Source organism: Sphingorhabdus contaminans (genome assembly GCF_007280415.1).
GTDB classification, from domain to species: Bacteria; Pseudomonadota; Alphaproteobacteria; order Sphingomonadales; family Sphingomonadaceae; genus Sphingorhabdus_B; species Sphingorhabdus_B contaminans.
In genome coordinates this window covers 1,233,564-1,245,654 of record NZ_VKKU01000001.1, presented here as the reverse complement: position 1 = coordinate 1,245,654, position 12,091 = coordinate 1,233,564, and the positions used below count along the sequence as shown (strand labels likewise).

Below are 12,091 nucleotides of genomic sequence, written 5' to 3'. Positions count from 1 at the left end.
ATCCCTGTTGGGGGGAGGGGGATGGCCGCCCTTCGGGGCGACCATCTTGGGGGAAATTAGTCTTTGTGGGGCAAGGACGAATGGTGCAGCACGATCCGCAGCTTGCCTTCACCGTCGCGGACATAGCCCCAGGTCTTGTCGACCGTGGTCACATTGCCCTTAGCGTCGGTCAGCATCACATTGCCCATCGATGTCGCTGAGTTGCCAGTGATCAGCACGCTCGCATTTTCGATCTTGTACGAGCGCCAGCCCTTCAGTGCGAAGCCGGTGTCCTTAGGATAGCTTTTGTCGCCGCCAACAAAATAAGCGAGGGCGCCATCACGCTGGGTACGGAATGTCTGCGGTGCCACGGTTAGCGTCGGCTTGAACAGGACAGGACCCATATTATAGCCATAGGCGGTGTCGAGAACGGTTTCAGCGAGACGCTTTGCAGCGGCATAGCCCTTGCGGTCATATTCGGTCGAAATAGCAACCAGCGCATCGCCCCATGCTTTCTGGGCGGCTTCCACTTCGGCAAGCGTAATCGGCGCATAGGGCGCCGTTGCTGCGTGAACGGTTTGCGTTCCTGCGACAGCAGGCGCAGCCATCAGCGATAGGGGAAGCAGCGCTGCGGCTGCCATCTTCAAACGAAAACTCTTCATAATCTGCACTCCCGATTTGAAGCCGCGCGGCAGTCTGCTGGTTTGCAGGGCGCGCGGCACGAATAATGGACTTGGTGCCCATGACGAGGAGATAGAGCGATTGGGTGCGTGCCAAAATTGGCCGGATGGCCCGCCGCGCGGCCTAGGCCGGTTGGCCTATGCACTCCGTGACGGAGTGTCTACAACGGCGCGATGCGAATCTCGTCACCGCTTCTTGACCAGCAGATCGATACGATCACGGAACTGCGCGAGCTGTATCGTGCGTCCGAAGCACGTGGTGCGCGGTTACGCCTGCTGTCGACGAGTGGACGCGAAATGGCACAGGCCACGCCTGAAAATAGCGTGGATGTCCTGCAACGCTGCGCCGAGCGGCTGGCCTTTTTTGTAGGCAAGTCGCGCGCCGAAATCAGCATGCGCGCGGAAGATGCGGGCATCGCCATATATGCACCGGGCGAGGGGAACCATATCGTCGGGCGGATCAACATCGACGGGCTGACGGGTCTGGAACAGATTGCTGACCGGGAAGATGCCGAGGCGTTCCGCATGCATCTGGAACTGATGGGGGCCACCATTGCGCGGATGAACGATGCGCATGACCGCGACCGGCTGCTCGGCACCTTGCAGGAACGCGAACTGCGCCTTGAATATCTGGTAGGGCGTATGATCTCCGCGCAGGAGGAAGAGCGCCGCCGGGTATCGCAGGAACTGCACGACGGTGTGGCCCAGACCGCAACCGCTCTGGTCCGGATACTTGAAGGGACGACAACAAAACCCAATGCCGACATTCCCGCCGCCGAACGTGCCAAGCTTGCGGCGATTGCGCGGGATTTGGTGACGGAACTGCGCGGCGTGATTGGCGGGTTGCGGCCAACTTTGCTGGATGATCTTGGTCTGGAGGCCGCTCTGGTTGCACTCGCCGACGCGCTTCGTGCCGATGGTTATGATGTTTCCGTCTCTCTTTCAAAGCAGCCGGTTGCATGGCCCGCACATCTCGAAACCGCGCTGTTCCGGGTGGCGCAGGAGGCTGTGGCAAATATCCGCAAACATGCAGGTTCCTCCTGCCGGGTGGAGATAGAGCTTGCGGTTTCCGAAAAAGCCGACGGTTCTATCCTGCGCATTCAGGATTTCGGGAAAGGTTGCCCGTCGACGCTGGTGGAAAGCCATTCCGAAAATGCCGGCAGCCATGTCGGTATCGAGGTCATGCGTGAAAGGATGACGGCCATAGGTGGCGGTTTGCGCTGGACTTCGGTGCCCAAGGGCGGCGTTTGCGTGGTCGCGCAGTTTCCGGTCACCATCTGATCATGGCGCTCGCTCGTATATTGATTGTCGACGATCACGCGCTTGCGCGGGAAGGTTTGAAAGCGGTTCTGGCAGGCGAAGGCTTCGAAATTGTAGGAGAGGCGGCGACCGGCGAAGAAGCCGTTGCGTTCGTCCAGGAAACCGTGCCCGATATCGTGCTGATGGATGTCCGGCTGGGCCCCGGCATGGACGGACTGCAGGCAACGCGGGAGATTGTCGCGCTGGGTCTGCCCACCCGAGTGCTGATGCTGACATTGCACGACATGCCCGCCTATGTGCGGGAAGCTTTGGCCGCAGGCGCCGCGGGATATGTCCTTAAAGATACCGCCATCGAAGACCTGCGCCGTGCGGTAACGCAGGTGCTGGACGGGCATACGGCCGTGCCGCTGGACTTGATGAATGCGGCGTTGCGCGCGCCGGAACGTGTCGCACGCACAGCTGATACAAAAGCGGTTTTGACCGAACGTGAGCATGAGGTGCTGATGCTGGTCTCGCAAGGCATGACCAACAAGCAGATCGCACGGACGCTGACCATAAGCCCTGCGACGGTAAAGGCGCATGTCGAGCGGATCATTGCAAAACTTGGCGTTTCCGATCGTACGCAGGCCGCGGTCGTTGCCACCCAAGACCGCGCAAAGGACGCCTAAGCCATGGCGGCGGCAAAATCCAGCTGGGCCATAACCAGCTATTGGACCGACAGGCCGCTTGCGTTCAAAGGGCTGGTCGTGGTCGCGCTGCCGCTCGGCATTTTGTTCGGTGCGCTGATCTCGCTTTATCTTGCAAGTAATGCGGAATCGCGGGCGGAAGACGATGTCCGCCGCGCCTTCGCAATCCAGCGCGACACCTATCAGGTCCATGCGCTGCTGGCCGAAGCGGCGGCAGGTGTGCGCGGCTATGTCCTCACCAGCCAGTCGCGTTTTCTGGAACCCTACCGCAAGGCAGAGGCGGAATTGCCGGCGACGATGGAGCGCCTTGATGCCGAGATCCGCGATGCCGAAGTGAGGCAGCGTTTCGAACGTATCCGTCAGGCCACAGTGCGCAAACGCGAAGGTCTGAAGAAAATCGTCGCCCTTGCAGGAACGCCCGCTGTCCGGTCTTCCAATGCGATTGCCATCGAAGAAGCACTGATTTCGAACAAGATCGTCCTGGACGGAATGCGGCGCGAGATTGAGAATATCCAGCGGCGCGAGCGCGTCCTGCTTGACCAGAGGCAGGCCAAGGTGGACGAGGTGCGCAACCGTTTCCTGCTGCTGACCGCGATCAGCGCGATGATCGGATTGTTGGGCAGTCTGGCCGCCGTATATCTGTTTTCCACCGGTATCGTCCGCCGTGTCCGCACGCTCGAACATAATGCGGAACTGCTGGCCCGGGGCGAGGCATTGACGGCGATGCCCGATGATGCCGACGAAATCGGCACTCTGGGGCAGCGTATGGACAGGGCGAGCGCCCTTTTGCGCGCACGCGAACAGGCGCTGCGTGATAGTGAGGAACGCTTCCGTCTGGTCATTGAAGGGGTGCGGGACTACGGGATTTTCGTTCTTGATCCCGACGGCGTGGTGGTAAGCTGGAACTTTGGAGCCGAGCGGATCAAGGGCTGGACTGCCGAAGAGATTTTGGGACAGCATTTCAGCCGCTTCTATCCGGAGGAAACGCGCAACTATCTGCCCTCGAAAATGCTTGAACGGGCAAGCGAGGCGGGCACCGCAGAGGATGAAGGGTGGCGTATCCGCAAGGACGGATCACGTTTCTGGGCAAATGTCGTCATTACCGCGCTTTACGACGATCGCGGCGATCTCAGGGGCTTTGCAAAAGTGACCCGCGACATGACGGAACGCCGCCGATCGGAAGAAGCCCTCCGCATAGCGCGGGAAGAAGCGGTTGCCGCCAGTCTTGCAAAAAGCGAGTTTCTGTCGCGGACGAGTCATGAGTTGCGCACGCCCCTGAGCGCCATTCTGGGCTTCGGCCAGTTGCTGGAACTGGACGAAGAACAATTTTCGCCAAGGCATCAGGAGGCCGTGCACCAGATCATGAAGGCTGGACGGCATTTGCTCTCCCTAATCAACGACCTTCTCGATATTTCAAGTATCGAAGCCGGCGGTACCGAGGTTTCGACCGAAGATGTCGATATGAGCGAATTGCTGCAGGAGGTGCACGCATTTGCATCACCGATCGTCGCGTCGGCCAGCTTGCAATTTGTTCTCGACCTGCCTGCGCCCAATCTGGTCGCGCTGGCCGACCGTCGGCGTGCGACACAAGTGGTTTTGAATCTGGTCGCCAATGCGGCGAAATATAACCGCAGCGGAACCCTGGTCCGTCTGTCCTGCCGGTCATTGAACGATATGGTTCAGGTGCTGGTTGAAGATGATGGTGAAGGTATTGACCCATCCGACATTCCGCGCCTGTTCACCCCCTTCGACCGCCTCGGCCAGCAGACGCGCGCGAAGGTTGAGGGAACAGGACTGGGGCTCGCCCTGTCGAAAAGGCTGGTCGAATCCATGCACGGCGAAATCGGCTTTGACGCCCGTGAAAAGGGCGCATGCTTCTGGTTCACGCTGCCTGCCGCCAAAGCTATCAAGGAAGATGAAAATCCATGCCAGCCAGACTGATCAGCAATAAGGAACTTCTTAGTCGGCGCATATTGGCCATTGATGACGAGGAAACCAACGTCCTCCTGCTTGCAAATGTGCTCGACCGGGAAGGGTATCGGGATGTCCATTGCCTGACAAATCCGGAAGAGGCGCTGGAAATGTATATCAAATTGTCGCCCGATCTGGTGCTGCTCGACCTGATGATGCCCAAGGTCGACGGTTTCCAGTTGCTCGAGGCCTTCTCGCGCCATGATCAGCCGGATGAATTCCGCCCCGTTCTGGTCCTCACCGCGGATACCACCCTGCAGACACGTCGGCGTGCCCTTGCACTTGGTGCCAAGGACTTTGTCGCGAAACCGTTCGACGTCATCGAAGTCGCTTTACGGATTTCCAATTTGCTGGAGACCCGCATATTGTATGAACGCCTCAGGCAGGGGTGAGTCCCGGCGGCACGTACAATTAAAATCGCGAAAGATGTCCGGTATGAAATTGGGGAAGCTCAAAAACGTCATCATCATTCTGGCCGCAGGTGCCACAGCTTGTGGCGGCGGAGGTGGCGGCGGCGGTGGCGGATCGGCCCCGCCCACCAGCGCAACCCCGCCACCACCTCCGCCCACAACGGCGGCCTGCAGCCTGCGTAACCGTCAGGATTTCGCCTTTGCCGTTCTCAATGAATGGTATCTGTTTCCCGAATTGCTGCCCTCCAGCCTTAGCCCAGCACCTTACACGACAGTTCAGGCCTATATTGACGCGCTGACGGCGACGGCACGCGCGCAGGGTCGGGACCGGTTCTTCACCTATGTGACGTCCATTCAGGAAGAGAATGCCTTTTTCTCATCTGGGTCGACCGCTGGCTTTGGCGTCCGTTTCGCCTATCAGGGCAACCGCCTGTTTGTGATCGAAGCTTTTGAAGGCGCACCCGCCCTTACCGCCGGGCTTGACCGCGGTACCGAAATCCTCGCCATCGGAACGACAACCGCAAATCTGGTCAATGTCAGCGACATTCTGGCGACGCAGGGTGCCAACGGCGTTACCGATGCTTTAGGACCAAGTACGGCAGGCACCAGCAGGGTGCTGCGCATCTCCAATGCCTCCGGCACGCGGGATGTGACCGTAACGAAGGCCAATTTCAACATTGATCCCCTGTCCACGCGTTATGGGGTCAAGACGATTGATAATGGCGGACAACGCGTCGGCTATATCAATATGCGCACATTCATTACGACCGCAGACAACCAGTTGCGGACCGCATTTGCCGATTTCCGGGCGCAAGGTATCACCAATTTCGTGATCGACTTCCGCTACAATGGTGGCGGTCTGGTATCCACGGCCGAACTGATGAGCGATCTACTTGGCGGCAACCGCCTCAGCAGCGATGTCTTCACCTTTACACGGTTCCGGCCATCCAAATCGTCCAACAATGAAACCCGCCGATTCATCGTCCAGTCGCAATCGGTGTCGCCTGTAAAAATAGCCTTCATTTCGACCAATGCGACCGCGTCGGCGAGCGAGCTGGTCATGAACAGCTTCGTACCCTTTCTGGGCGTGAATGCCGCGCTGGTCGGCAGCAATACATTCGGAAAACCCGTCGGCCAGATCGCGCTGGATCAGACGGCGTGCGATGACCGTATCCGCGTCGTCGCCTTCGCCAAGGAGAATGCGGCCGGGCAGGGCGACTATTATTCCGGTCTGGCGCAAACCATGCGTACAACCTGTGCCGCCGCAGACGACATTACGCGTCCTTTGGGCGACCCGCAGGAAGCATCGCTGCGCACCGCTCTCGATTTCCTGGCGGGACGAAGCTGCACCCCGGTGATTGCGGGGCAAAGCGCGCAAAGCACCTCATCCCAAAGGGAACGTCGCGTTCTGCCCTTGCCGGATGCCCCCAATGTTGCACAGCGTGAGGTTCCGGGCGCCTATTAAGCAACCGGAGCCGCATCCGCCTGCCGACGCTGGCCCGATGCCGCCAATTGGTGGCCCGGCCCCGGTCGGTCTTTGCGACAATTATATACAATTTGCGCATTGTGCATCGGGCACGCCAGCCTATCCTAGTCATGCATCACCAGATGTTCTGGAGCGAAGATGACGATAGAAACTGCAATCGCGATGAACCGTTTCGGTTTGGGCGCGCGGCCCTCTGGCACGGCACCTGACAGCCCGAAAGACTGGCTCAAATCGCAACTCGGTCAGTATAATCCCGAACCGGCGGCTTTGGCAGGCCAGCCAAGCCGGGCCGATATCGCTGCCAGTTTTCGGGAATATCAACTGGATCGGAAAGATCGTCGGGCAGCGGTAAAAAGCGCTGCTTCGCCCCGGATGGAGGACGAAACGCCGCAGATCGATCCTGCCAAAATCGAGAAAGTCGTGAACAGCTTACGGGCTCAATATGTAGCCGCGGCGGATGCGCGGATGGAATCGGCAATCACGACCGATACCGATTTTGCCGAGCGTCTGGTGCATTTCTGGTCGAACCATTTCGCGGTATCTGTCGACAAGCTGCCTGTCCTTGCGTTGGCCGGTGACCATGAATTTACGGCGATCCGCCCTCATATCATGGGCAAGTTTTCAGATCTGCTTTTTGCCGCTGCGACACATCCTGCGATGCTGCTTTATCTGGACCAGGCACAGTCGATCGGGCCGAACAGCGCACTTGCGGTCCGGGTGGCGGCGCGGCGGAATCGAGAGCTGGGGCTAAACGAAAATCTGGCGCGCGAAATTTTGGAACTGCACACGCTGGGTGTCCGAACGGTCTATAATCAGGATGATGTTACCGAATTCGCCCGGGCCTTAACCGGATTTACGGTTGGCGGAATGGCCAAGGGACCCTTGCAGCGTTTTCTTGCCGCAAATGGCAAGGATGGCGACAGCCAGTTCTTTCCTGGCATTCACGAACCCGGCGAGCGGAAGGTTATTGGCCGGCGCTATAGCCAGCAGGGCGAAGCGCAGGCACGGGCGATTTTTTCCGACATTGCCACCCACCCAGCAACGGCGCGGCATATTGCAACAAAATTGGCACAGCATTTCGCCGCTGACGTGCCCTCGCCCTCACTGGTTGCGCGGCTGGAAAAAACTTTTCTGGAAAGCGGTGGTGATTTGCCGAAGCTGTATCGCACATTGATTGAATCGCCCGAAATGTGGCTTCCCAAGCAGGCCAAGTTCAAATCGCCATGGGATTGGGCGGTATCATCGCTGCGCGCCCTGAATGTGCGGGAACTGCCGAACAACCGGCAAAGTGCGAACATTATGGCACAGATGGGCCAACCGATCTGGAGGCCTGGATCACCGGCGGGATATAGCGACACAACTGAAAACTGGGCGGGCGGAGCTGCCTTGATGCGGCGTGTGGAGATCGCGAGCCAGCTCGCAAAGCGCAGCGCCAACCGCGTGGATGCACGTCAGCTCGCACCGCGCATCTTGTCGGGACAAATCGGCAAGTTAACCACCGAAAGCATCGCCCGGGCGGAAAGCCCGTCGCAGGGTCTCGCGCTGCTTTTACTGTCCCCAGAATTTTTGCGGAGATAAGGCCATGCTGAACCGTCGTTTCTTTGTGGCATCGGGTGTCCTTGGTCTGGGCGCTGCCGTCTTTCCGGGTGTTGGCTGGGCTGCACCCGGCACCAACAAGAAATTCGTTTTCATCATCCAGCGCGGTGCGGCTGATGGACTGGCAGCATTGGCGCCGACCGGCGATCCGGACTTCCTGCGTGCGCGCGGGGAGCAGGCGGAAGAGGCAGCAGCGGGGACAAAACTCGACAGCATGTTTGCGCTCCATCCCGCCATGACCGAAAGCGCCAAACTTTTCGTCCTCAAACAGGCAAGCTTTGCCCATGCGCTTGCGTCAGGATATCGGGAGAGGTCGCATTTTGATGCACAGAATATCCTGGAATCGGGCGCTGACCGCCCCTACGGCCGGGAAGACGGGTGGCTCGGGCGGCTGTTGACGCTGCTTCCGCAAGATGATGCCAAGGGGTTGGCGGTAGCCCCGGCGGTGCCCCTGGCAATGCGCGGTCCCGTCAGTGCGAACAGCTATGCACCGTCGCGTTTGCCCGATGTCGACCCGGATCTCATGACACGGCTAACCGGTCTTTATGCCGAGGATGCGCAGCTTTCGGCCCTGTGGGACGGGGCGCAAGCAACGGAATCCATGGCCGGTGCGCCTGCGGACCAGACATTGAAAGGCGGCGCTGCGCTTGGTCAAATGACGGCGGGTCTTATGCAAGGCCCAAATGGCGCGCGCGTGGTGATGCTGGAAACAAACGGATGGGACACCCATTTCCAGCAAAAAGGACGTCTAAACGGCGCGCTTGGTCAACTCGATGCGCTGATAGGCTCCCTTCGCGATGGCCTTGGTGCCGAGTGGACCAATACGCTGGTCATGGTTGCAACCGAATTTGGACGGACCGTTGCCTTCAACGGAACCGGCGGCACCGACCATGGGACAGCGTCGGCGGCAATGCTGTTTGGTGGAGTGTTGACAAATGGTGGCCGGATCAAATCGGACTGGCCGGGGCTGAAGCCGTCACAATTATATGAAGGGCGCGACCTGAAACCGACGATGCGGTTTGAGCTGTTTGCAAGTGAAGCGGTAGCGCAGCATTACGGACTTGATCCTGTAAAGACGAGGGCAAAGCTTTTTCCCGACTTTGCCTGAGGCGGAATTCAGCTCTCGGCGTCGTCCCGATGGCCGGCATAGGCCGCGGACAACAGGCGGTAGGATCGGGATGCAAGCGCGCATGTTGTCAACAGGACGCCCAGCAGGCCGGTAATCGTGAAAACCAGCGCCATTCCACGTTCCGGACCCGTGCCATACCAGTCGCCGATCATTTCGGCGCCAAGGCCACTGGTCATGAACGGAATTGCCAGAAACTGCGTAAGCGGACCGATCAGAAACGCGGTAAGTGGCGCGGCGGACTGTTCGACGGACTGGGCAAATCCGAACACGCGGCCTTGCCGTTCATAGGGCACAACCTTTTGTAACGTCGTTTGTTCGGCCGCCTCCATGAAGGGGCCAAGGAACATCCAGATCACCGAACCCAAGGCGAGGAGCAGGATTGAGGATTGCACAGTAAACAGGCTGGCAACGGCCCAGGTGATGAGATTTACCCACAATAAGGTCCGAACCGGGTTTTTGCCGAGCCCGCTCCGCGATATCACCAATCCGCTCCCGATAAATGCGCTGGATGCCAGAGCCCAGAGCAGCCCCCATTGCTGGACCTTCATCAGGGACAAACCATAGGCGTCCATCAACGCCATGAACACGCCGCCGAGCAAATTGTTGAACGCTGCAAAAATGATCAGCGCGACGAGCCCGGGTACCGCACGGATAACCTTTATGGTGCCGCGCAAGTCAACACGCCGATGTTCTTCGGGCGTGGAAAGAGAGGGGTCGGGTTCGTCAAATCGCAGGACCAGCATATGGACAAAGGCAACAAGGCTAAAGCCGATGGCCAGAAAAAGCGTGCCTCTGATACCGTCCCACGCGACCAGAAGGCCGCTTATTCCCGACGTCAGCAGAAATCCGATACCGGCGACCATGCCGACCAGCCCGTTGGCTTTATCGCGTTTGTCCTCCTCGATCATGATGGTGACAAGGGTGGGCAAGGCAATGGTGCGCAAATTGCCGCAGATCACGCCCAGCATCACGATCAGGATGAAGCCCCACAGGCTGGCATCGGTATACCGGGTCAGCTCCGTTTCCGGAACGAATGAGTAGAACAGCAGCGCCACGATGTAGAGAAGCAAGGACGCGGCGCTGGATAGCAGCATTATCCGTTTCTTGCGATGATGGTCCACAAGACTGCCAAACCATAAGGCAAAGGCCGCGGTCAGGACGAGGTAAATGCCGCCAAGCATTCCTGTGACAAATACCGATTTCGTTTCGAGAAACGCCCAGAATGTCACTGCAAACCACACCGTGAAATTGACGATGTTCTGCAAAAGATTGTTTGCAAGAATCAGATGGAACGGGTTGGTCCGGCGCATTGCCTTGCTATCCTTCAGCCAGCGCTCTGGCGCAAGCAGTCGCTCGTCCCCAAAAGGATGTGGGGGATGCGATAGAGGGCCGAAAATAGGAAGCGCCTCGCGTGCAGCAAGCTAACGGCTAACCACCGCATGAGACTTGGTCGAAACTCCGAGTAGAAGTTAATCGTATTGATACATTATTGATCGGTGAACCCAACCGTGAAGTACGTCACGGTTAATCAATCGGCGCTAACGATTTTTTTAATAGGAGGAGAAAATGAACCGTATACTCGGACCTGAGATCATTTCTTTCGACCAGTCGGAACCTTCAAACGTTATTCCTACGGTAGTTGAAGAGGTCCAAAATTTGATCAGTACGGGCCCTAGCGAACGAAAATTACAAGTTAAATTCGATGTCAAAGGATATCTGGGACAAGTCGGAGAAGATTTTGATATTTCGGGTATCCGGGATGACTGCCTGAACGACCTTCGCAGAGATTTGTAGAATTTTGGTGTTAACGTTGAGAGTAGATTTATCCGATGCAGACATTGACCATATTGACGGAAACATCGGCTCTGCGGGCGCGATCTACACTGTGTCGGTAATCGATTGAGTGTGTGAACGGAGCTCATCGCCGAGCATAAGATAGAATTAGGGACAGTTCCAAAATTTCAGCTATCATCAAAATAGTTGGTAGGAGAAAGATGAGGAACATAACGCTCACCACCGAAAAAGATGCTAAAACTAACTCGGCACTTGCTCTTTCATATCCTTGTCGAGTTTGACGGCCGCATCAGCCAAGCGGTAATATGCCACAGCAAGGGAGCCCCGCAGCATTTCCTTGCCAAAGCGTACAGTCCGGCCTTCCGGCATACATTTTGATAATGCATCACCCATTAGGCCAAAATTATGCTTTTCTTGAACGCTAGCTACTTCGCTAGCCAGCAGTTCGCGACTTTCCTGCGGGATTCGACGCACTACGCATTCCGCATAACGGGCCATAAAGCCATCGAGCCATGCAAGCCTGAACGCTTCACGAAATTCTTCGGCCTTCTTTTTCTTCTTAGGGACGGCTGCCTCATCCAAGACGGGCAATGGACGATGCGCCAAGGGCGGTACCTTGGAAAAATCAGCAAATGCAGCCTGTCCGAAATCTTGGCGAATGAGCGCTCCCGCCAGAGCGTAACGGTATAGCTCACCGGGAAACGTCATCCTGATTCCATTTTCAGGTTTTGCGACTTTCACCAAGCATTCACCGTTTATAAGGCGGCTAAGTTTGCCCTTCACCAAAGATTCCGATGGCAAATCGTTGACGAGAAATTCGCGCGCCAAAACCACCCGCGTTTGATATCCCAGAACACAGTCGGCATAATCAGCGGAAAGCGATCTTATCGCTGTGTCATTTTCTTTGCCCGCTGCCTCGGCAGGAAAACTGCCCAGTGTTGGTATTAAAGCAACTATTGAATATAACGATGTTCGTACCACTATTATCCCGCTGTTCCCTCACATTTTTCTACCACCTTACTTGCCGCTCTAATTTTACGAGTTCAAGCGCAGTGGTCTCGTCTAGGTCTACAAACAACCAATTGGCAAATTAAGTTAAA

The 12,091-nt window shown here is 57.4% G+C and carries 11 protein-coding genes; 8 read left to right on the top strand and 3 right to left on the bottom strand.

Translation table 11 applies throughout. From position 1 onward, the window contains the following. Window positions 1-56: 56 nt before the first annotated feature. A complete protein-coding gene (locus tag FOM92_RS06115) occupies window positions 57-641 on the bottom strand; it encodes a phosphoribosyl-AMP cyclohydrolase (RefSeq protein WP_143775878.1) in 585 nt (194 codons plus the stop codon). 192 nt (window positions 642-833) lie between these two features. Between FOM92_RS06115 and FOM92_RS06110 the strand changes: the two genes are divergently transcribed. The 7 genes from FOM92_RS06110 to FOM92_RS06080 all read left to right on the top strand — a co-directional run bounded on the left by FOM92_RS06110 (window position 834) and on the right by FOM92_RS06080 (window position 9,176). Further along, window positions 834-1,940: a sensor histidine kinase gene (locus FOM92_RS06110; RefSeq protein ID WP_143775877.1), complete on the top strand. Its 1,107-nt coding sequence runs from the start codon at window positions 834-836 to the stop codon at window positions 1,938-1,940. Next, a complete protein-coding gene (locus tag FOM92_RS06105; protein WP_246087162.1) occupies window positions 1,907-2,587 on the top strand; it encodes a response regulator in 681 nt (226 codons plus the stop codon). Before FOM92_RS06110 ends, FOM92_RS06105 begins: the two co-directional genes overlap by 34 nt. Window positions 2,588-2,590: 3 nt before the next feature. Beyond that, entirely contained in the window at window positions 2,591-4,546 is a 1,956-nt protein-coding gene (locus tag FOM92_RS06100; RefSeq protein WP_143775876.1) for a sensor histidine kinase, read from the top strand. Beyond that, on the top strand, window positions 4,531-4,968 hold the full coding sequence (locus FOM92_RS06095) for a response regulator (RefSeq protein WP_143775875.1): 438 nt from the start codon (window positions 4,531-4,533) through the stop codon (window positions 4,966-4,968). Before FOM92_RS06100 ends, FOM92_RS06095 begins: the two co-directional genes overlap by 16 nt. 43 nt (window positions 4,969-5,011) lie before the next feature. After that, entirely contained in the window at window positions 5,012-6,451 is a 1,440-nt protein-coding gene (locus tag FOM92_RS06090) for a S41 family peptidase (protein WP_143775874.1), read from the top strand. 159 nt (window positions 6,452-6,610) lie between these two features. Beyond that, entirely contained in the window at window positions 6,611-8,050 is a 1,440-nt protein-coding gene (locus tag FOM92_RS06085) for a DUF1800 domain-containing protein (RefSeq protein WP_143775873.1), read from the top strand. A gap of 4 nt (window positions 8,051-8,054) precedes the next feature. Next, the gene (locus tag FOM92_RS06080; protein ID WP_143775872.1) at window positions 8,055-9,176 is read left to right on the top strand and encodes a DUF1501 domain-containing protein; all 1,122 of its coding nucleotides are present in this window, start codon (window positions 8,055-8,057) and stop codon (window positions 9,174-9,176) included. Between the two features lie 8 nt (window positions 9,177-9,184). Here FOM92_RS06080 and FOM92_RS06075 read toward each other — a convergent pair whose 3' ends face one another. Beyond that, complete coding sequence (locus FOM92_RS06075; RefSeq protein ID WP_143775871.1) at window positions 9,185-10,507, bottom strand: MFS transporter; 1,323 nt, start codon at window positions 10,505-10,507, stop codon at window positions 9,185-9,187. 256 nt (window positions 10,508-10,763) lie between these two features. Between FOM92_RS06075 and FOM92_RS06070 the strand changes: the two genes are divergently transcribed. Continuing rightward, entirely contained in the window at window positions 10,764-10,991 is a 228-nt protein-coding gene (locus tag FOM92_RS06070) for a hypothetical protein (RefSeq protein ID WP_143775870.1), read from the top strand. Window positions 10,992-11,231: 240 nt separating this feature from the next. Here the strand turns inward: FOM92_RS06070 and FOM92_RS06065 are convergent, their stop codons facing one another. Further along, the gene (locus tag FOM92_RS06065) at window positions 11,232-11,972 is read right to left on the bottom strand and encodes a hypothetical protein (RefSeq protein ID WP_143775869.1); all 741 of its coding nucleotides are present in this window, start codon (window positions 11,970-11,972) and stop codon (window positions 11,232-11,234) included. Between the last annotated feature and the right edge of the window lie 119 nt (window positions 11,973-12,091).

What these genes read in the sequence shown, in the direction of transcription:
- FOM92_RS06115 (WP_143775878.1), bottom strand. Translation starts at nt 641, where the DNA reads ATGAAGAGTTTTCGTTTGAAGATGGCAGCCGCAGCGCTGCTTCCCCTA.
- FOM92_RS06110 (WP_143775877.1), top strand. Translation starts at nt 834, where the DNA reads ATGCGAATCTCGTCACCGCTTCTTGACCAGCAGATCGATACGATCACG.
- FOM92_RS06100 (WP_143775876.1), top strand. Translation starts at nt 2,591, where the DNA reads ATGGCGGCGGCAAAATCCAGCTGGGCCATAACCAGCTATTGGACCGAC.
- FOM92_RS06095 (WP_143775875.1), top strand. Translation starts at nt 4,531, where the DNA reads ATGCCAGCCAGACTGATCAGCAATAAGGAACTTCTTAGTCGGCGCATA.
- FOM92_RS06090 (WP_143775874.1), top strand. Translation starts at nt 5,012, where the DNA reads ATGAAATTGGGGAAGCTCAAAAACGTCATCATCATTCTGGCCGCAGGT.
- FOM92_RS06085 (WP_143775873.1), top strand. Translation starts at nt 6,611, where the DNA reads ATGACGATAGAAACTGCAATCGCGATGAACCGTTTCGGTTTGGGCGCG.
- FOM92_RS06080 (WP_143775872.1), top strand. Translation starts at nt 8,055, where the DNA reads ATGCTGAACCGTCGTTTCTTTGTGGCATCGGGTGTCCTTGGTCTGGGC.
- FOM92_RS06075 (WP_143775871.1), bottom strand. Translation starts at nt 10,507, where the DNA reads ATGCGCCGGACCAACCCGTTCCATCTGATTCTTGCAAACAATCTTTTG.
- FOM92_RS06070 (WP_143775870.1), top strand. Translation starts at nt 10,764, where the DNA reads ATGAACCGTATACTCGGACCTGAGATCATTTCTTTCGACCAGTCGGAA.